Raw genomic sequence first — 19,924 nt, forward strand, 5'->3', positions numbered from 1 at the left:
ATTCATGGAGCGGAAAAACTGGTTTTCCCCGTACGATCCAACAAGACGGATTGGTAGCGTCATAAGCGTATCTGCAACCGAGCTTATCATTAACTTATCTAAAGCGGGATCTGGTGAGCCCAGTTGGTCATTCGGAAATCGAATAGCCGCTGGAGAAGTAAATGAATTTGTATTCATCGACATAGGTGAAACAGCGATACTTGGGCGCTTAGTGAAAGTGTGGATTGAGGGGGGAGAGAGATTAAGTGTTGACGGTTTGGCTGATAAACCATCCGAAAATCATCCAATTGGACTTGTTCAATTATTGGTGAGTTTGAACCCAGCTAATGGTCGTAACTACAAAGGAATTAAGCAGCATCCGAGATTAGGTAGCCAAATATATTCAGCTCACCCGTATCTGGTATCAATAATCGCTGAAGGTAAACAAGATGAAGAGCCTGGCCAAATTCATTTACCGTTAGCCTCACTTCCGCATGATGAATCCGTAACTGTTCACGTTACCCCAGAAAAATTATTTTCACGCCATTGCGCTATTTTAGGAGCAACAGGTGGCGGGAAAAGTTACTCGATGACAAACATCATAGAGCAAGTGATTAAGGCTGGAGGCAAAGCAATTATTATTGACCCGACGGGGGAATATGAGTCACTTGGCTGTGACAGTTACTATGTTGGGAATCATGCAAAAGCAACTCCATTGAATCAGTTAACTTTTCCACATTGGCAGTTTACAGACTCAGATATTAGAGCCTTTTTAAGGCCTTCAGCACAAAGCCAAGCGCCTAAACTGGAGGCTGCTATCGAGAGTCAGAAAATAGTTTGGCAATTTTGGCAGCAACAAAATCATGGCCTTGATATCAATGCAAATTATCTTTTGAACAAATCTGGCCAAGCAAAGGCTCCTTACGAAGCTGCTCTATTGTCTATGAATAGCTCTATCCAGACAGCTCCATGGATGTTTAAATACATTGCTGACCAGATTGTAAACGAATGTGTGTGGCCAAATGGCGGTAATGCTAATAATCCTAACCCCACTATTTGGGGCGGTAGAGCTGATAATGATGTTGGCCACTGTTTAAACCTGATAGCTCGGATTAAAGCCTATTCAAACAACCCAAATTTAAAATGGATGATTGACCCGGATGATAAATTAAAGACATTACCTAATCTTATTGATGATTTCTGTTCGCCAATAAGTAGCAATAATGTGCTGAGATTAGATCTTTCTGAAGTTCCATTTGAAGCAAACTCAAGAGAAATACTTGTTAATGCCATTGGTAGAAAGTTGTTATCTGTAGCCAGGCAAGGTGCAATAAATCATGGTGCACCTCTATTAGTATTTATTGATGAAGCTCATCAATTTCTCAATAAGCGAATTGGTGAAGAAACGAACAGGTTTGAGTTGGATGCCTTTGGGAATATTGCTAAAGAAGGTAGAAAGTATGGTTTAAATACCATCATTGCTACTCAGCGACCACGTGACATTCCTGAAGATGTTTTAAGTCAGATTGGTACACTTATTGTGCATAGGTTGACCAATCAGCTGGACCAAGAAATTGTAAAAAAGGCTGTTGGCGCTATTGATCAACGTTCAGCATCTTTTCTCCCTGTCTTGGGTCAAGGAGAAGCGTTGTTGTTAGGAGTCGATTTCCCATTTCCTATGACTGTGAAAATGAAACGTCCTGCAAATGCGCCAACTTCGAAAAGCGCTGGCTTTTCTAAAAGTTGGAAACCTTTGCAAAATTAGTTTCAATTAAGACAAAACTGCTTCGCCACTTCCTAGTCAAATAGGTGCGGTTCTTTTACATCTAATTCACCGCCGGTGAGTTTATGAACCTTCACACTATCGTGTCGGAGGTTCACTATGTTCAAAAACCTATTTTTTCAAGCCAAAGCATTACCAGAGCTGTCATCTCAACTCGATGCAGACATTCCGCGCTATCCGCCATTTCTAAAGGGGTTGCCAGCAGCGTCACCCGAGGATTTGCAGTCCACACAAGACGAGCTAATTGCCAAACTGCGCCAAGTACTTGGCTTTAACCTGCGTGATTTTCAAAGGCTAATTCAGCCCTGCATTGATCATCTGGCGTCCTATGTTCACTTGCTGCCAGCTTCTGAGCATCATCATCACAGTGGTGCTGGTGGTTTATTACGTCATTCGTTGGAAGTTGCTTTCTGGGCGGCACAAGCAGCTGAAGGGATCATCTTTGTTGCCAGTGGCACCCCGGTTGAGAAAAAAGAGCTAGAGCCAAGGTGGCGTGTTGCGGCGGCTCTTGGCGGTTTGTTCCATGATATTGGTAAGCCAGTTTCAGACTTGTCCATTACAGACGAAGATGGACGCTATCAGTGGAACCCTTTTTTAGAAACATTATCTCAGTGGACCACTAATAACAGCATTGAACGCTATTTCATTCGCTGGCGCGACGGACGGTGCAAGCGGCACGAGCAATTTTCAATTCTGGTATTAAACCGGGTGATGACACCTGAGTTGCTCGCCTGGTTAACCCAGCCGGGCCCTGAGATTTTGCAAGCTATGCTGGAGGCAATTGGCAATACCGATCCCGAGCATGTCCTGTCTAAATTGGTTATTGAAGCTGACCAAACCAGCGTCCAGCGAGACCTTAAAGCTCAACGAATTTCCGTTGACGACAATGCCCTTGGTGTCCCAGTCGAACGCTATCTACTTGATGCCATGAGGCGATTACTTGCCAGTTCCCAATGGTTAGTCAATCAGCGAGACGCCAGAGTTTGGGTACGAAAATTGAATCAATCAACCAATCTTTACCTGGTCTGGAAAAGCGCGGCTAAGGACATCATTGAGCTGTTGGCCAAAGACAAGATACCGGGCATCCCAAGAGATCCCGATACCCTTGCGGACATCCTTATTGAGCGAGGATTGGCCACTAAATCCGCCTCAAATGAGCGATACGAAAGCCTTGCCCCTGAAGTGCTGATCAAAGACGACAAGCCAATCTGGCTACCCATGCTGCATATATCTGAGGCCGATTTATTGTTCAGCTCGAATGTACCAAGTAGCGTGAGACTGTTTAGCAAATCTGAGTGGGAAGCAACACAGCAAACACAAGCAGAGTCACAGAGTCGCTCCAGTGAGCATTCAGACTTGCCTGAAGCGTCATCATCAATCGAACACGGCAATTCGTCTGAGTCGCCATCGACAAACTCGTCCGAACAAGATGATGAACTTCGTCTTGCCAGTGATGTTAATAACCCCCAGGCAAATGAAAATGCTCCAGATGATGGATGTGAAAAGCCTAACAACTCATATGATGGCGCTATCTCAAATAACGTAAACCAGCACGATGCAGAAGCATTGAATCTCCCTGAATCTTTGGCGTGGCTCCCAGAGGCCAGCAGTGCGTTGGTTATGGTTGGTGAACAGATACTGATCCGCTATCCCGATGCCGTAAGACATTGGTGTGCTCCCCGAAAACTGCTTGCTGAACTCAGTCGATTAGATTGGCTTGAATTAGATCCCGCAAACCCGACACGTAAGGCCAGAACTATTACTACGAATGATGGCGTTCAGGAGCAAGGGTTGCTGCTGAAAGTATCTATTTCTAAAGGGCTTACTGCACTGATTGACCTTCCCAAACAAGACGCAGAATCAGTGACAGCAATTCAGAACGAAGAGGCTTCACCGCGACCGAGTCGAACTAAGACAACCAATGCCCAAGCAAAAGAACCTGCCACAAGAGCGGAGCGTAAGCAAAAGCCGATTGTGGCCAATGCGAACTCAAGTACAGACCCCAAACACGTGCAGCGGCAACAGATGGTTAGTTTTGTGAAAGATTTGCCCATCTTACTGACCGATGGCGATTACCCAGACGTGGATCATAGTGCCGATGGTATTCGCGTCACGATTCAAACCTTACGCCAAGTCGCCAATGAGCATGGTATTCCAGCCGGGCAATTGCTTCGGGGGATCTCGGCCAGTGACCAATGCCAGTTTGATGAGGGGGAAACGGTTCTGTTTACCGCTCACGCTAAACGTTAATCCTTTTGAAATTAAGCGATTGCAAACGGTTATTTTGGGGAGCATGAATGAAAGAAAACGCATACGAGATGCCCTGGCGCACGAACTATGAAGCCATGGCAGCAGCAGGTTGGCTAGTTGGGGCAACTGGGGCAATTGCAGCAGAAATACTTACTGAGTTACCACCTGAGCCATTTTGGTGGATGACAGGGATTTCCTCGGGCATGGCGTTGTATCGCCTGCCTGAGGCTTACCGTCTTTATAAGTTGCAGAAGGGGCTAAAAGGCAAACCTTTGGCTTTTATGGAGCTGTCGCATTTACAAAAGGTAATGGCAAAACATCCTGATGAATTGTGGTTAGGCTATGGCTTTGAGTGGGACCAACGTCATGCGCAACGCGCTTATGAAATCCTAAAGCGGGATAAGCAAACCTTGCTTAACCAAGGTCACGCCTCTTATCGAAAGAATAGCCAAATGGGTTCGACCTGGATTCATGGTGTTGAGCCCAAAGAAGAAGATGTGTACCAGCCAGTTGGTCACACTGAGGGGCACACCTTAATTGTCGGCACGACCGGTGCCGGGAAAACCCGATGCTTTGATGCGATGATCACTCAGGCCATTTTGCGTAATGAAGCCGTGATTATTATTGACCCTAAGGGAGACAAGGAACTTAAGGATAATGCACAGCGAGCCTGTATTGCCGCCGGTAGTCCTGAGCGCTTTGTGTATTTTCATCCGGGTTTTCCAGAGCATTCAGTACGTCTAAATCCCCTGAGGAACTTTAACCGGGGTACTGAAATTGCCAGCCGAATTGCGGCATTAATCCCCTCTGAAACCGGTGCTGATCCATTTAAAGCCTTTGGCCAAATGGCACTGAATAACATAGTGCAAGGTTTGTTGCTTACGTCACAACGTCCTGATCTGAAAACGTTGAGGCGATTCTTGGAAGGTGGCCCAGAAGGCTTGGTAGTAAAAGCCGTTACGGCCTGGGGGGAGCAGGTGTATCCGAACTTTAGTGTGGAGATTAAGCGCTTTACCGAAAAGGCCAATACCTTGGCTAAACAAGCTATGGCGATGCTGCTATTTTACTACGAACGCATTCAGCCCGTTGCCGCCAATACTGATTTAGAGGGCCTTTTGAGCATGTTTGAACATGACAGAACCCACTATTCCAAGATGGTGGCCTCATTGATGCCGGTGCTCAATATGCTCACATCAAGTGAACTAGGTCCATTGCTATCACCGCTTGCAAACGATGTGGATGACAGCCGGCTAATTACGGATTCTGGCCGTATTATCAACAATGCCCAAGTGGCCTATATCGGGTTGGATTCATTGACCGACGCCATGGTTGGCAGCGCCATTGGTTCGTTGCTTTTATCCGATCTCACCGCCGTGGCCGGTGACCGCTATAACTATGGTGTTGAAAATCGTCCCGTAAATATTTTCATCGATGAGGCTGCTGAAGTCGTCAACGATCCCTTCATTCAACTGCTCAACAAAGGTCGTGGCGCAAAAATGCGTTGTGTGATTGCTACTCAGACCTTTGCTGACTTTGCAGCTCGAACAGGCAGTGAAGCTAAGGCTCGCCAGGTGTTAGGTAACATCAACAACTTGATAGCCCTTCGGGTGATGGACGCCGAAACGCAGCAGTATATTACTGACAATCTGCCTAAGACTCGGTTGCAGTACATCATGCAAACTCAAGGTATGTCGTCCAACTCGGACAGCCCCGCGTTGTTTACCGGCAATCATGGCGAACGCTTGATGGAGGAAGAAGGCGATATGTTTCCACCGCAGTTATTAGGCCAGCTTCCCAACCTGGAGTACATCGCCAAGCTTTCAGGTGGCCGCGTGATCAAAGGCCGCATTCCTATTTTAACCAGCTCTACACAGGCAGCATAAGGAGTCTGTATGCATCATTCTGTCTGTCTGAAAATGACAACACTTACCAGTAAAGAAATGCTCGCTCAGTGGCAGCAACATAACCCTCAATTCAAGGAAGCCTTAAGACTGCTTGAAACCGACTGGCCTCATGCTTTGGCTTCAGTGCACTGTTTGGCGGACTATTTAACGGATGCGCTCACTTTAGATGGCCATTCCATCTTTGATTTGTGTCTGTGCAATGGCTTGGGTAGTTATGAAGAAGTCAGTTGTGATGATGACAGTGTACGACTGTGGCATTTCATTGAGGCACTTACCTGGACTGCCGCCAGTGCTTTAACGGGGATTCGCCTGCGTGATCCTGACCATTTCGAGTGGGCTGCCGTAGATGGTGTGTATTTCTACTCCTGGATTCGTAATCGTCCAAATCGGATGGCGTATTTGGCTGAAGGACGCATCGATGTGCGTTATGTCAGCGGTCATACGACGACAAAGCGGCTTCAACAAGTGATTAAAGCCCGGATTATGACGCCAACCGTTGCAGCCATGCTGGCGCGAGTTGAAGAGGATGTTTGGCATGAGCAAGCATAAGTCGGTTTGGCTACTGTGTCTGGCACTGATGCTGGAGATTATTGCTATTGGCGTGTTAGTGCCCGGTGATTGGACTGGCCGGGTCATCAGTAAAGAGAAGCTGATGATCCAAAACCAATTGGGCGCACAAACAAGCTATTGGATTGGTCAAACTAGCCATCGCTGGTATCAGTCATGGATTGTGGATACGCAGGTGGAGCAATCTGTGCGTGATTTTCTAATCCCCACTGAAGAGCAGCGACTGCGCTCTAAAGGGATGGAGAACATGGGAGGCTTTTGGTTTGTCTGGGTAGAAGACCGTATTCAGGCATTTTTTGATGTGTTGTACCAAGTGTTCACTCGATTTGCTTTACTGATGGTCTGGTTGCCCTTTGCGCTTATTCTCATGTTACCGGCGCTGTGGGACGGCTTGATGACCTGGAAGATTAAGAAAACAACCTTTGATTTTTCGAGCCCTATCATTCACCGCTACAGCATGATTATCCTGGGCTCAGGCGTCATTTTGCTGTTTATGGGATTGTTTGCCCCGCTGGCTATTCCACCGGTGGTACTACCGTCGATGATCATCGGCTTGGCGTTGATGGCGGGGTTGGCGTTAAGTCACTTGCAGAAGAAGATTTGAGGCCTCGGTTAATGGCCACCAAGACAGGATGATATGAATATCTGGCTTATTCCTATCATTATTTGATTCGATTTTGGGTTTGATTCGAATCATGCTATGATTTGAATAGACTGTTATTTAAATCAAAAAGGCGACAAGATGTGGATCTGGCAACAAGCTGATTGGCCAAACTTTATCTGGGATGAAAAAGTCATTGAACCCAAGTTACGCGACATTCGCTTTCACCAAGGCATGTTGTTGGGCAAGATGTCGAGCCAACCTAAAGACCAAAAGCAAAGTATGTTAGACACGCTATTGGCGAACATTATTCATTCGAGTGCCATTGAAGGTGAGAAGCTCAATGCTTTTTCTGTTCGCTCGTCCTTGGCCAATAAGCTTGGTCTTTCTGAAGAAAAACCATTTCCAACTACTGAACGCACTGATGGCTTAGCAGAAATAATGTTAGATGCGGTGGAGAATTTAGACTCGCTGCTCTCACTTGAAAGAATATTGCAGTGGCATAAACGACTGTTTCCTGAGTGTTACACCTTGTTCAATCCTGTTATAGGAGGGCAGTTGCGCGGGGACGAGCCAATGCAGGTTGTGTCGGGAAGAATAGATAAACCCACGGTGCATTTTGAAGCACCGAGCCGAGATGTGCTTGAGTCAGAACTAGACGTGTTTATTCGCTGGTTTAATGACTCTCGTGAGGACCCCGCTTTAGACCCTTTGCTTAGGGCTGCGATAACGCACTTTTGGTTCGTGACGCTCCACCCTTTGGATGACGGCAATGGCAGGATCACCCGCTTACTCACTGATTTGGCGCTGGCCCAGGCTGAGCGTCAATCTGTCCGTTTCTATGCAATGTCAGTGGCGATTTTAGCCAACCGTAAAAGCTACTACGAAATATTAGAGCAATCCCAGAAAGGTGATCTTGATATTACCGCGTGGCTTATGTGGTTTTTAAACACCTTAGGTGAAACATTCACCAATGTGCTCGAAGAAATCGACCAAACGGTTTTTAAAACAAACTTCTGGCGAAATGTCGATCAAACGCGACTGTCCTCGGAACAAGTAAAAGTGCTCAATCGAATGCTTGATGGGGATTTTGACCAAGGCATTAATACGTCGCAATACCATAAAGTGGCGAAAGTGAGTAAGCCAACCGCATCTCGTCATTTAGCGGCGTTGGTCGAGCTTGGTTGCTTGGTAAAAAGTGAAGCCGGGGGGCGGAGCACTCGGTATAAACTGGCACACTTGTGTTAAAAACACGAAGATTGAGAGCCAATTATCGTGCACTAATTGTAACCATTAAGGTTGCGATATCAATCTGATTGTAAGAGCAGAATCACCAAGCCACCTCAAAACCTTCAAGAATTCGGCATCTAGCTGACCACTGAACCTGCCAATCCCAAGGCATTCTTCACTTCTCAATTCAAACAACGAGGAGTGACTATGGAACCTGTGACTATTCCGTCCTATATCGATGAACCGCCGCACTTCCTGCTTTGGAGTGCCGATGAAATGGCTCCCATTCTGTTGGGGCTAGTGATCGGCATTTTTACCGGTAATGCCTTGGTTTTATGCCTGTTGGGGTTGGTGACAACCAAGCTCTATCGGCGTTTTCGTGATGGTCGCCCAGATGGTTTTATTCTTCACGCCATCTACTGGGCTGGGCTGTTGCCAACCAAAGCCAAGACGATCCCTAACCCATTTATCAGGAGCTATCTGCCGTGAAGTTCGACGTGTTTTTAAAATCATGGCAAGGCACGCAATTAGAGAACCGATGGCAGCGGTTCCTGATTGCGGTGCTGGTGCTATCTAACTTGCTGCTTGCGATAGCGGCATTTTCTCGCAATACCGTGGTAGCTATTCAACCACCAACCTTGTCTGAAACGGCTGAAGTGTCACGAAACCAAGCCACTCAACCTTACCTTGAATCCTGGGGACTCTACCTGGCTGAGCTTATGGGCAACGTGACGCCGGGTAATGTGTCTTTCATCCGGGTTGCCATTGAGCCGCTACTTTCTCCAGCGGTGTACCAGCAAGTGGTCGATGCACTGGAGATTCAGGCAAGACAGATCCGTGAAGACCGAGTCACGCTCAAATTCCAACCCAGACAAGTGGAGTATGAGTATGAAACCGGCCATGTCTTTGTGACCGGTTATTCCTTGGTTTCTGGGCCATCTGGAGATGAACAGCGCCAAACTCGCACCTATGAGTTTGACATCGATATTGAGCAATACCGTCCAAAGCTCAGTTGGATGGATACGTATGAGGGGCAAGCTAGAACGAAGCGAGTTCGTGAAAAGTTGACCCAAGAGCAAAACCGGAGGGTGAATGATGCGAACCAAACTTAGTCGATGGATGACACCAAGCTTAATCGCAATGAGCTTGAGTGGCGTCCTGTTATCTCAAGCTTCTTATGCAGACGTGGAATTGCCGATTGTGCCAGCAAGTGTGATGAAGCAGTCTGCTACTGCAAATCCACCGGTTCAAAGCAATACGGTTGCAACCGATGCGCCAACAACGTTACTGATGACACCGGGAGTCAATGAACTGATCCCTGTAGCACTTGGCCATCTGAATCGAATTGTGACGCCGTTTGAATCGCCTCAGGTGAGAACAACCAGTGATGCTCAGACGCAAATCAAGGGGAATGTTGTATATGTGGCCACGGACAAAGAATCACCGGTTTCACTTTACATCACTCCGCCTGGTCAGGAAGCGCCCGCGTTATCTGTCACCTTAGTACCTCGTCGTATTCCACCGCGTGAAATCACCTTAGCTATTGATGGTCAGCAGTGGCCTATTAAGGGCGTCGTGAACCGAAAAGCCGCCACTTGGGAAACGGCTCAGCCATACGTCGATAGCTTACGTGATTTACTCAGACGCCTTGCACTAAATGAGTTACCACAAGGCTATGACATCCGTTTAGCTGGCCAAACTGACACAAGCCCGAAATGTTTTCAGCCGGGCTTAAAGTTTGGCTTTAAGCAGGGGCAAATTGTGACGGGACATTACTTCACAGTCTATGTAGGACTGGTTGAAAGCTTTGCCGATGAGCCGATAGAAGCCAGTGAAATAGCCTGTCATGCACCAGATATAGTGGCAAGCGCCTACTGGCCTCGCAATATCTTGTTGCCGGGTGAAAAGACTGAGTTGTATGTGGTTGTTCGCAATCATCGTGAAGAACCAGTGGAAAGTCAGCGACCTTCGCTTCTTGTGGGAGGTAAGTAACGATGAAAGCACAATGGGAACAAATGAGCCCGAACATGAAGCGGGGTCTATCGGTTGCTGGTATTGTTGGTGGTCTCATCCTTATGGTGATGGTGTTTTCACCTAATCCTGACGATGGCTCAAGCAGTCGGAACCGGCAGGAAACGATCCGGCACATTCTTACGGATACCAATACTCGTGATGTTGGGATCGATAGTTTGGCTGCGAACGTAAAACTACTTAGTGAGCGCAATGAACAGTTACGTCGTGAAGTTGAGCGCTTGCGTCGTGACGTCGATTCAGGACGGCTAAGCCCAGGTTCACCTTCTATACCAAGTGAGGTCAATGCGGAGCTGGCCCGCCTTAGAGCGGAACTTGATGATGTTCGCGCAGGAGGTGATGCAGCAGTTGAAGGCACAAATAGCCGTTTTGAAGTGCCTTTATCTGCCATGGAATTGCCTAAAGACGAAAAGCCACTGCCGTCTAACCCAGACGACTATTTTGCCAATGCGCCGCTGCCTGATCCGCTCTATCAGCAGCCAGTCAATGGTCAAGGTACACGAGCACGAGATGTTCCATTGCCGCCAATCACGATTCGTATGATTGAGCCTGAAGTGGTTGCTGAACCAGAGGTTGTTGTGCAAGAAGCGCCGCCTTTGTATCTACCGGCGGGCAGCATCATCTCAGGTACTTTGATCACGGGTTTGGATGCCCCTACTCACGAGTCCGCAAGACGCGAACCTTTTCCTGCATTGCTGAGGATTCAAAAGGAAGCCATTTTACCCAACCGATTTAGAGCGGATATCAAAGAGTGTTTCTTGATCGCCGCAGGTTACGGTGATTTGAGCTCTGAGCGTGCTTATTTGCGAGGCGAGACCATTTCATGTGTGAGAGAAGATGGTGGCGTCATTGAAACGCGACTGGATTCTTATGCCGTGGGTGAAGACGGCAAAGCCGGTATTCGTGGCCGATTAGTGTCGAAACAAGGCCAACTGGTGGCCAAATCAATGATGGCCGGATTCCTTCAGGGCTTGGCTGGCGCATTTGATGTAAATCCTGTTCCGACGATTCAGACGGGTAATGCCGGTGATACTCAGCTGTACCAGCAAGTCATGAGCCAAGAAGCATTACAAGGTGCTGCGATTAAAGGCACTGGTAAAGCATTGGATCGAGTGGCCAAGTTCTATTTGGACATGGCTGAAAATATGTTCCCAGTCATAGAGGTAGACGCTGCAAGGAAAATTGAAGTCATAGTCACTCGTGGTGCCTCGTTGTCGTTGGCTACTTCGCAAGGGGGAGGTGCAAGAAGATGAAAAAATCCTGCATGTTGCTAACCGATCGAAGTCCGTTTCAGACAATAAGATGTGTATCCAGAGGAAAGTTAACCATGACGACATCAATGCAGAATAACCCAAAGCACCAGTCAAAACAGTGGTCTAAAGCTGGATTACTTTTATTGGCAGTCGGCTCAACCTTATTGTCTGGCTGTAGTTCATTGGGTCTTGGGAGTAGTGAATATGGATGCCCAGGTATGCCTGACGGTGTGCGCTGTTTATCCGCTCGTGAAGTCTATGAGCTGACCACTAATGGCGCTGCACCCAAGACGATTGATGCTGTGGCGACTCGAATTGGTTCTCCCTCTGGGTATTCACAATCTGATTTAGAGACAGGACTGCTGAGCCATCCAGCATTACCTGAGACGCAGCAATCTGCACCTCTTCGCATTCCTTCAAGGGTGATGCGGATTTGGATTGCGCCTTGGGAGGATGACCGTGGAGATCTGAATTTATCCAGCTACGTGTTTACCGAAATTGAACCGCGCCGGTGGGATATTGGGGTGTCAGCACCTCGAACGGTTTCGCCAGTGCTACGTCCACTTCAGACTCAAAGCGATTCAGCCTCAGCGGGAGCTGATGGTAAGCGCGATAACTTGAGTATCTACGGAGAAACTAACGAATGACAAATGCAGTTCGCACTATTCAAACTCAGCGCCTAATGACCATTGGTGCGCTTGGTTTGATGGCGTTAATGATTTCGGAGCCCTCATTTGCGGGCACCGGTGGTGATGCTTTCACTGATGTGTGGGATACCCTAAAAGATTGGACCCAAGGTACTTTGGGACGGATCGTAGCGGGAGCCATGGTACTGGTGGGTATTGTGGGCGGTATCGCTCGCCAAAGCTTGATGGCCTTTGCCTTGGGCATTGGTGGCGGTATGGGTCTCTACAATACGCCAACCGTCGTTGAAAGTGTTATGTCTGCAACTTTACCTGTCGTTGCCAGCACTCAAGAAGTCATTGGCACAACAGTTCCAGCAATCAGCGCCGTTTTACTGGGCACCTAATAATATTGACGGCTTCTCTTGTGCAAGGGGAGCCGTCATCTCAGTCTATCGACAATGATTTTTCGATATCGCAGATCCTTGCCATGAGTACTAAAGGATCAAACGTCGATTCTTTGAAGCCAAATTTCTTGTAGAACGTTTGCGCACTACCATCAATAGCATGGACTAAGATACCTGCGCCACCGACAGCGTTCATTGCTTGTACTGAGCGAATGATACAATCTTTTAAAAGACCTGCCGCAATGCCTTGACCTTGATAGGCGTTATCTACTCCAAGCCTGGCTAGAATCACCATGGGAATGGGATCTGGGCTATTTCTTCTTAATGAACTGAAAGCTTGCTCTCTGGAAACTGATCCCATGGCAATGGCATAGTACCCAGCCACTTGATGGGCGTCAGTGTCATTGACCACATACACTCTCGCGGTTCCCCGCTTTTGACTCTTTAACGCCTGTTTTCTTAACCAAGTATCGAGTTCTTCAATGCCACAGTGAAAGGCGTTAATCTCGTGCTCATCAGTGAGTAGGGTTGGTGCACTTATTCCCAAGGCGCTTTCCTTTTAAACAGATCTTTCATGCCTTCAAGAGTCTGTGGCTCAGCACGAAGTTCGTTATCAAACGCTTCAAAAGCTTTTGCTTCAAGAACAAAATCCCGCTGTTCGGCCAGTACGTTATGCGCTTCATTGAGCGCGGCTTGCTGAATGAATACGGTTCTATCAACTTTTTTTAAACTTGCTGCGGCATCGATAATGTCTCTTACCGATGGCAGTACTCGCATGTTGATTGGCGCTGTCTTTGTAGCCATGACACCATCCTCTGTATATCTATTTAATACACAGTTTAAATGACTTTTCCGTGTAGTCAATAGATATACGAATTATTGGGCGTGAAACTTTGAGAGTAGGTCAGTTTGATTTCGAGGGGATGTCACTCTTTCTGGTTTAAAACATTGCAAAAATTAACACCTAAGGTATGAAAAAAAGGAATCAGCTAAACCAGATGACTAGAGGGGAAGTCTGTAAGACTGGCAGATTGACTGCTCCCCTCCCTAAAGGACGGGGTTTCTCGCGGGATTTAGATGAAAGCTATACCTTTACAAATAGTGCGTAACAACACGTGGCACCCTAGCAAGGCATCCAATTCTTCAATCTATCTAACCGAGTCCACATAGGACAACTGCATAGACTGGAGCCTCGATTTACATTAACGAGGACTCCTCATGCGAAAACTATCTCCAATTATTCTGGCGCTTGCGCTGTCTCCATTGGTTCAAGCTGAACCTGTGTCTGAAGTGTCGCCCGTTGGCAAAATTGACGGCATGGTTTCTTTACCTGTCACGGGTATGAAAGCGGTCGAAAGCAATGGCCGTATTGTTTTCATGTCAGACAGTGGCCGGTTTGTCATTGATGGCACGCTCTATGATGCCTGGTCCAAAAAGCCGCTTACCAGCCTTGAAGAAATTCGAGAAGCGGGAAACACGCTGGACTTAAGTCGTCTTGGCTTAAAAATGGATGATTTGAATCCACTGACGCTGGGTGAAGGCAAAAAGAAAGTGGTGGTCTTTGTTGATCCACGATGCCCGCACTGCCATGAGCTTTTGAAACAAGCTTTACCGCTAACCAAAGAATACACCTTCCAAATTCTCCCTGTGCCAGTGCTTGGTCCTGATTCAGAGCGTCAGGTTCGCCAGCTTGGCTGTGCGCGTGACAAGAAAGCGGCCACCGATGCATTGCTCAATGGTCGAATTAGTAACTTAGAGCAGGATGATGCCTGCAACTTAGAGCCAATGCAGCGTACCTTGGTGACCGCTCAAATCCTGGGCATTCAAGGTGTGCCTTTCATTGTCGCCAATGATGGTCGCATCAGCCGAGGCCGTCCTTATGACCTTTCTGCTTGGTTGGAGGGGATTTAGATGAAAGCCTCTCTGTATTCAGGGCAACGCGCTTCAGAGCTCTTGCCAGTATTGGCCTATTCCGACGATGAGCAACTGTTTTTCATGGAAGACCAAAGTGTTGGCTTTGGTTTTCTATGTGACCCATTGCCGGGTGGTGATGAGTCTGTTGCAGACAGGGTTAATGTTCTACTCAACAACGACTGGCCAAAAGATACTTTGCTGCAATTTGGCCTGTACGCCTCGCCTGATATTCAAACCGACCTTCAGCGCATGATGGGCTTACGGCATCGTCAATCCGATCCATTGCTCAGGGCGTCGATACGCAAACGTGCGGATTTCCTCGATGGGGGCACGGTTCAACCGATAGAAGAATCGACCCAGACTCAGGTACGCAACTTTCAACTGATAGTCACCTGCAAATTGCCTTTGGAAAATCCTATACCGACGGAGCGTGAGTTGAGTCGAGCATCCGCGCTTCGGGCTTCTTTCTCGCAAGCGCTGGCAACGGTTGGTTTTCGCGTCACTGAGATGACTGACCGAAATTGGCTCGCGGCATTAAGTGCGCAGCTTAACTGGGGAAAAGATGCATCTTGGCGCAATCCATCACCAATCCGCAGTGAGGCAGATAAACCACTTCGGGAGCAAGTGTTGGATTATGACCGGGCTATCAAAGTGGATAGCCAAGGTCTGATGCTGGGCGATTACCGAGTTAAAACCTTATCGTTTAAGCGCTTGCCTGAGCGGATCTGGTTTGGTCATGCCGCAAGTTTTGCGGGCGATATGATGACGGGCAGTCGCGGTTTACGCGGAAGCTTTTTGCTGAATGTCACCATTCACTTTCCTTCAGCTGAGGCGATGCGATCTCGTTTAGAGACGAAGCGTCAATGGGCGGTCAATCAGGCCTATGGTCCGATGCTGAAGTTTGTGCCGGTGCTTGCAGCCAAGAAAAAGGGATTTGATGTTCTTTTTGAAGCTTTGCAAGAAGGTGATCGCCCTATTCGGGCAAATATGAATTTAACGCTGTTTTCACCAACGGAAGAGGCGTCCATCAGCTCTGTTTCAAATGCTCGAACTTATTTCAAAGAACTCGGATTTGAGCTGATGGAAGACAAGTACTTCTGTTTGCCCATTTTCCTGAATGCCTTGCCATTTGGTGCTGACCGCCAGGCGATGAACGACTTGTTTCGATTCAAGACCATGGCGACACGGCATGTGATCCCTCTGTTGCCTTTGTTTGCGGATTGGAAAGGCACGGGCACGCCAGTGATTAACTTTGTTTCCCGTAATGGCCAGATCATGAGTGTATCCCTTTATGACTCGGGCAGTAATTACAACTGTTGCATAGCTGCGCAATCTGGGTCGGGCAAGTCTTTCCTGGTGAACGAAATCATCTCCTCCTACTTATCTGAAGGCGGGCAATGCTGGGTGATTGATGTTGGCCGCTCTTATGAAAAGCTGTGTGAAGTCTATGACGGTGAGTTCTTACAGTTCGGGCGGGACAGTGGCATTTGCTTAAATCCGTTTGAAATCGTTGAGGACTATGACGAAGAAGCGGATGTGTTGGTTGGGTTATTGGCCGCAATGGCCGCACCTACGCAGTCATTAACCGATTTTCAGATGGCCAATCTAAAGCGTCAGACCCGTGAACTGTGGGAGAAAAAAGGTCGTGCCATGTTGGTTGATGATGTGGCAGAGGCTTTAAAAAATCACGATGACCGTCGTGTGCAAGACGTGGGTGAGCAGCTCTATCCGTTTACGACACAGGGCGAATATGGCCGTTTCTTTAATGGTCACAACAATATTCGCTTCAAAAACCGTTTCACCGTTCTGGAGTTAGAAGAGCTCAAGGGGCGTAAGCATCTGCAACAAGTGGTGTTGCTTCAGCTTATCTACCAAATCCAACAGGAGATGTACTTAGGTGAGCGGGATCGTCGCAAGATTGTGTTCATTGACGAAGCCTGGGATCTGCTGACTCAAGGTGATGTCGGTAAGTTTATCGAAACGGGTTACCGTCGATTTCGAAAATATGGCGGCAGTGCTGTAACGGTAACGCAGTCGGTCAACGATTTGTATGACAGTCCTACAGGTAAAGCCATCGCTGAAAACTCGGCCAATATGTACCTGCTTGGCCAAAAAGCTGAAACCATCAACGCGCTCAAAAAAGAAGGCCGCTTGCCACTAGGTGAAGGCGGTTATGAGTACCTAAAAACGGTTCATACCGTCACGGGTGTCTATTCCGAAATTTTCTTTATTACCGAAATGGGCACCGGGATTGGCCGCCTCATCGTCGATCCGTTTCACAAGCTGTTGTACTCGTCCCGTGCAGAAGATGTAAACGCGATTAAACAGTTAACGCGCAAAGGCCTTTCTGTTGCTGATGCCATCTCTCAGTTGTTGAAGGAACGAGGCTATGAATAAGACCACGCTTTGGCCATTTATGGCCTCTATTACTTTGTCTATTGCTGGTAGCGGTTTAATGACCAGCTGGCTTTTAATGAAAACACTCGAACCCATCCACAGCCAGTTGGCGTTAAGTACGCCCATTGCAGTCGTGGATTTTGGGGAGGCGGTGTTGTCACTGGGCCCCAATGCCAGCGAACAAGACATCGAGTCCAGGTTGCTTCAGACCAATCAGCAAATTGAAAAGCTAAAAGCAGCCGGTTTTATCGTGCTGGATGCCCAAGCGGTGGTGGGTGCTGATGATTCCATATTTGTGCCAGTAGGCTCAAAGGAGGTGTCTCATGCAGATACTCCGTAAAAGAATGCCTTGGCGGCCATATCTCATCCGGTTGACCGTTCTTGCGTTAATCATGGCCGTGGTAGGAACCTACGCCATGATGCGCTACCGAATAGGTATCGATACCCAGCAAGAGCGATGCCTGCCTGATACCACGGTGTATCTGATTGACTTATGGAATAAAGAGCCCGTTAAGGATGGTCTGTATGCCTTCCACTCAAAAGGACTCGCTCCGTTATATAACGATGGTACTCGGATGCTGAAACGCCTAACAGGGATGCCTGGGGATGAAGTCAAGGTGACGCCTGAGCATGTGCTGGTGAACGGTGCTGAAGTCTCTACCGGCATGGCATTAGCCCAGTGTCTTGGTGTAGCGGAATCACAATTTAGCCGCTCATTGACGCTGCAAGAAAACGAATATTGGTTTTCCGGCGAGGCTGCAACGAGTTTCGACTCCCGCTATTGGAATGCCGTTAAGCGCGAGCAGATTGTCGGTCGCGCTTGGCCGCTTTGGTAGGAGGTAGATGATGCAAAGACTATGTCTCTTATTCTTGTTGGTTGCTCCATTGTCTTGGGTTCAAGTGTCCTGGGCACAAGAGCCTTTTCCGTTGTCTGACGAGGACAAAAAGATCGTCGAAATGAGCCGCAGCATTTTACAAAGTGCTGTGCATGGCTCATCTGAATTTATTGAGCCTTTTGCACCGGTTGAACAACCTGTGTCGCTCAAACACAGCGATGAATGGTTGATATTTGCGTCGTCCTCACTGGGGGATTCCTCACTGAAGCAGCTATTTAAAGAGGCCAGTGCTACCGGCGCTATTGTGTTGTTTCGGGGAATTCCTGAAGGAAAGACCTTGGGGGCAGCTATCCGTGATTGGCATACGCTGATGACAGGGCTTGATCCTGTTCCTCAGGTTCGAATCGATCCGAAAGCCTTTGTGCACTGGCGGGTGACTAGCGTGCCTGCCATTTTCCGCATAGAAGATGACAAGGTGACTGCAAGTGCACTAGGGGTTTACAGCAAGGACTGGTTGCAGCGTCAAATTGAAACAGGCAATACCGGTTCATTGGGTCAACGTGGTCCAATTCATTCGATTTTAGAACCGGATTTGATGCAAGTGGCGATGCAGCGTTTACAGTCGCTTGACCTGGGCGCGTTAAAGAAAAAAGCCATTGAGCGCTTCTGGTCTCGCCAAACATTTACTGACTTAGCCAAAGCCACGCAGTATCGGATAAGAACGGTTGATCCAACCATCGTCATGCAGCGGCCACTATTGGATGCCAATGGCCGAACATTGATCCCAGCAGGAACGCGTATTAACCCGCTCAAAGCCTTGCCATTTACTCAGCAGCTCGTGGTGTTTAATGCGTCGAACGCTGAAGAAGTGGACGCAGTAGCGCATTGGCTTGAGACGCAAGATAGGACACTGCGCCGCATTACGCTTATCACTACGCAGCTCGACCGTGCCCAAGGCTGGAATCGCCTCAATGCGCTCGAAAAGACATTGAACAGTCCGGTTTACCTTCTCAATGCCTCGCTAAAGCAGCGCTTTGATCTGCAAGTCACCCCTTCGTTTGTTCAAGCAAAGGGACTCGCGTTTGAAATAGAAGAAATTCCAGCAAAGGAGCTTGTTCATGCAAAAGCTCAATAATACGAATCGTCTGTTGCGGACTCTCGTTGTCATGTTTGTCCTAAGCGCATCTATTCCTGCAAAAGCCGAATTGACCTGCCCAGATGCTGGGTTATTGTCCGGCAAGTTGCTGACGGATGTTTGCTGGTCATGCATTTTTCCTATCCGGGTTGCCGGTCTTCCTCTTGGCTCTGGCAATGTCCCAAGCGGCGCATCAAACAAGTCATTTTGCTTATGTGAAGACAACTTAGGCGTGCCAAGGCCAGGTATTGTTACCAGCATGTGGGAGCCAGCGCGTTTGATTGAACTGGTCAGAACGCCGGGTTGCTCGCCTTCCCTGGGAGGGATTCGTTTACCGTTAGGTGATAGGCGACTGCAAGGTGGTCATGGCGAGGGTGAATACGATACCGGTGATCTCGCTTTCTACCATTACCATTATTACGCCTTTCCGCTTTTGGTCATGCTCGATTTGTTCATGGATGGCAATTGCAATGCCGATGGTTACATGGACTTTGACTTGATGTATTTGTCCGAATTGGACCCAACATGGCTGAACGATGAACTGGCCTTTTTTACTCAGCCTGAAGCGGCTGCCGTTGCCAATCCATTGGCTATTTCGGCTTGTACCGCTGACGCTGCTTCATCAACGCTTGGTAAACCCATCGACCAGTTGTTTTGGTGTGCTGGCAGTTGGGGCCATCTCTATCCGTTATCTGGCCACACCTTAGCCTTTGGCTCATTAGCAGAAAATACCAGCCATTTAGCGGCGCGTGCAATCGCGGCTCAACACAGGCGTGGTCTTGCTAGGCGAACAATGGGGAACAGTGCGCTATGCCGACCTGTTATCGAACCCATGCTGCCGAAATCCCAATACAAGATGAGTATGTTCTTCCCTGTACCAGAAACTGAAAGTGCGCATGTCATCGGTGAAAGCACCATGAAATGGGGAGAGTGGCGAACGATCCCCGGTGCCGGAGAAGATGCGCTCTACATTTTGTGGCGCTGGCAAGACTGCTGTAACTCGGGAGGTTAACT

Annotated in this window: 20 protein-coding genes; 18 read left to right on the top strand and 2 right to left on the bottom strand. The window is 48.1% G+C overall.

From position 1 onward, the window contains the following. Positions 1-4 precede the first annotated feature (4 nt). The 12 genes from FTA96_RS12800 to traA all read left to right on the top strand — a co-directional run bounded on the left by FTA96_RS12800 (position 5) and on the right by traA (position 12,628). Positions 5-1,744, top strand: coding sequence for an ATP-binding protein (locus FTA96_RS12800; protein WP_145573966.1), 1,740 nt, complete (start codon positions 5-7; stop codon positions 1,742-1,744). Between the two features lie 117 nt (positions 1,745-1,861). Next, positions 1,862-4,012: a MobH family relaxase gene (mobH, locus tag FTA96_RS12805; RefSeq protein WP_145573968.1), complete on the top strand. Its 2,151-nt coding sequence runs from the start codon at positions 1,862-1,864 to the stop codon at positions 4,010-4,012. A 47-nt stretch (positions 4,013-4,059) separates the two neighbouring features. Further along, the gene (traD, locus tag FTA96_RS12810) at positions 4,060-5,895 is read left to right on the top strand and encodes a conjugative transfer system coupling protein TraD (RefSeq protein WP_145573971.1); all 1,836 of its coding nucleotides are present in this window, start codon (positions 4,060-4,062) and stop codon (positions 5,893-5,895) included. Between the two features lie 9 nt (positions 5,896-5,904). Next, positions 5,905-6,465 (top strand): conjugative transfer protein, encoded by a 561-nt coding sequence (locus FTA96_RS12815; RefSeq protein WP_145573973.1) that lies wholly within the window; start codon positions 5,905-5,907, stop codon positions 6,463-6,465. Beyond that, positions 6,452-7,087: a DUF4400 domain-containing protein gene (locus tag FTA96_RS12820; RefSeq protein WP_145573975.1), complete on the top strand. Its 636-nt coding sequence runs from the start codon at positions 6,452-6,454 to the stop codon at positions 7,085-7,087. The genes FTA96_RS12815 and FTA96_RS12820 overlap by 14 nt, the downstream gene beginning before the upstream one ends. 138 nt (positions 7,088-7,225) lie before the next feature. After that, positions 7,226-8,332: a Fic family protein gene (locus FTA96_RS12825; protein ID WP_145573977.1), complete on the top strand. Its 1,107-nt coding sequence runs from the start codon at positions 7,226-7,228 to the stop codon at positions 8,330-8,332. 189 nt (positions 8,333-8,521) lie between these two features. Further along, positions 8,522-8,803, top strand: coding sequence for a type IV conjugative transfer system protein TraL (gene traL / locus FTA96_RS12830; RefSeq protein WP_145573979.1), 282 nt, complete (start codon positions 8,522-8,524; stop codon positions 8,801-8,803). An 8-nt stretch (positions 8,804-8,811) separates the two neighbouring features. Beyond that, positions 8,812-9,426 (top strand): TraE/TraK family type IV conjugative transfer system protein, encoded by a 615-nt coding sequence (locus tag FTA96_RS12835; protein WP_453894822.1) that lies wholly within the window; start codon positions 8,812-8,814, stop codon positions 9,424-9,426. After that, positions 9,407-10,306 (top strand): TraK domain-containing protein, encoded by a 900-nt coding sequence (locus tag FTA96_RS12840; protein ID WP_391592630.1) that lies wholly within the window; start codon positions 9,407-9,409, stop codon positions 10,304-10,306. Before FTA96_RS12835 ends, FTA96_RS12840 begins: the two co-directional genes overlap by 20 nt. Before the next feature lie 35 nt (positions 10,307-10,341). Then, positions 10,342-11,598, top strand: coding sequence for a TraB/VirB10 family protein (locus FTA96_RS12845; RefSeq protein ID WP_453894824.1), 1,257 nt, complete (start codon positions 10,342-10,344; stop codon positions 11,596-11,598). A 74-nt stretch (positions 11,599-11,672) separates the two neighbouring features. Continuing rightward, on the top strand, positions 11,673-12,245 hold the full coding sequence (gene traV / locus FTA96_RS12850; RefSeq protein ID WP_145573985.1) for a type IV conjugative transfer system lipoprotein TraV: 573 nt from the start codon (positions 11,673-11,675) through the stop codon (positions 12,243-12,245). Then, positions 12,242-12,628 carry a TraA family conjugative transfer protein gene (traA, locus tag FTA96_RS12855; RefSeq protein WP_000180225.1) on the top strand — a complete coding sequence of 129 codons (387 nt, stop codon included), beginning with the start codon at positions 12,242-12,244 and terminating at the stop codon, positions 12,626-12,628. The genes traV and traA overlap by 4 nt, the downstream gene beginning before the upstream one ends. A 40-nt stretch (positions 12,629-12,668) precedes the next feature. Here traA and FTA96_RS12860 read toward each other — a convergent pair whose 3' ends face one another. Both FTA96_RS12860 and FTA96_RS12865 read right to left on the bottom strand, forming a co-directional pair. Continuing rightward, positions 12,669-13,175: a GNAT family N-acetyltransferase gene (locus tag FTA96_RS12860; protein WP_001963894.1), complete on the bottom strand. Its 507-nt coding sequence runs from the start codon at positions 13,173-13,175 to the stop codon at positions 12,669-12,671. Further along, positions 13,166-13,432, bottom strand: coding sequence for a type II toxin-antitoxin system TacA family antitoxin (locus FTA96_RS12865; protein WP_001963895.1), 267 nt, complete (start codon positions 13,430-13,432; stop codon positions 13,166-13,168). The genes FTA96_RS12860 and FTA96_RS12865 overlap by 10 nt, the downstream gene beginning before the upstream one ends. Positions 13,433-13,846: 414 nt before the next feature. On the opposite strand from FTA96_RS12865, the gene FTA96_RS12870 reads away from it, so the two are divergent. Genes FTA96_RS12870 through FTA96_RS12895 form a run of 6 tightly spaced genes read left to right on the top strand, consistent with a single transcriptional unit; the run spans position 13,847 to position 19,922 of the window. After that, positions 13,847-14,539 (top strand): DsbC family protein, encoded by a 693-nt coding sequence (locus tag FTA96_RS12870; protein ID WP_001228925.1) that lies wholly within the window; start codon positions 13,847-13,849, stop codon positions 14,537-14,539. Continuing rightward, positions 14,540-16,939, top strand: coding sequence for a type IV secretion system protein TraC (gene traC, locus FTA96_RS12875; RefSeq protein WP_145573987.1), 2,400 nt, complete (start codon positions 14,540-14,542; stop codon positions 16,937-16,939). It abuts the gene before it with no gap. After that, positions 16,932-17,279: a hypothetical protein gene (locus FTA96_RS12880; RefSeq protein ID WP_024008830.1), complete on the top strand. Its 348-nt coding sequence runs from the start codon at positions 16,932-16,934 to the stop codon at positions 17,277-17,279. Before traC ends, FTA96_RS12880 begins: the two co-directional genes overlap by 8 nt. Continuing rightward, on the top strand, positions 17,263-17,775 hold the full coding sequence (locus tag FTA96_RS12885; protein ID WP_186372875.1) for a S26 family signal peptidase: 513 nt from the start codon (positions 17,263-17,265) through the stop codon (positions 17,773-17,775). The genes FTA96_RS12880 and FTA96_RS12885 overlap by 17 nt, the downstream gene beginning before the upstream one ends. Positions 17,776-17,782: 7 nt before the next feature. Further along, positions 17,783-18,910 carry a TrbC family F-type conjugative pilus assembly protein gene (locus tag FTA96_RS12890; protein WP_235897484.1) on the top strand — a complete coding sequence of 376 codons (1,128 nt, stop codon included), beginning with the start codon at positions 17,783-17,785 and terminating at the stop codon, positions 18,908-18,910. Between the two features lie 31 nt (positions 18,911-18,941). Next, the gene (locus tag FTA96_RS12895) at positions 18,942-19,922 is read left to right on the top strand and encodes a TraU family protein (protein ID WP_008305499.1); all 981 of its coding nucleotides are present in this window, start codon (positions 18,942-18,944) and stop codon (positions 19,920-19,922) included. The last annotated feature ends 2 nt before the right edge of the window (positions 19,923-19,924 follow it).

This window comes from Yersinia alsatica (genome assembly GCF_902170305.1).
Taxonomy (GTDB): domain Bacteria; phylum Pseudomonadota; class Gammaproteobacteria; order Enterobacterales; family Enterobacteriaceae; genus Yersinia; species Yersinia alsatica.